The organism is Tessaracoccus sp. OH4464_COT-324, from assembly GCF_003932855.1.
GTDB lineage: Bacteria > Actinomycetota > Actinomycetes > Propionibacteriales > Propionibacteriaceae > Arachnia.
The window spans coordinates 1-296 of record NZ_RQYZ01000197.1 but is presented as its reverse complement, the minus strand read 5'-3'; the positions used below and the strand labels follow the sequence as shown (position 1 = coordinate 296).

General features: G+C 39.2%; 1 protein-coding gene. It reads right to left on the bottom strand.

All coding sequences use genetic code 11. From position 1 onward, the window contains the following. A partial coding sequence (locus EII42_RS12765) for a 3'-5' exonuclease (protein ID WP_158676543.1) occupies nt 1–296 on the bottom strand: 296 nt, incomplete at both ends.

Below are 296 nucleotides of genomic sequence, written 5' to 3'. Positions count from 1 at the left end.
GATCATCTTGAGGTAACTCAGATAAAAATCGGCTAGGTTCAGGTTTCAAAAACTCGCCAAATTGTTTCCGCTCTTTACATAAAGAAAAGGTAAGTGATTTTTGTGCTCGAGTAATGCCCACATAAGCTAAACGGCGTTCTTCCTCTACATTATCTTCCTCAATACTGGTTTGATGCGGCAAAATATTTTCTTCCATGCCAACCAGAAAAACATGTGGAAACTCCAAGCCTTTTGAGGCATGTAAGGTCATCAATTGAACTTGATCACTTTCCTCATCAGATTCATTTCGCTCTAAC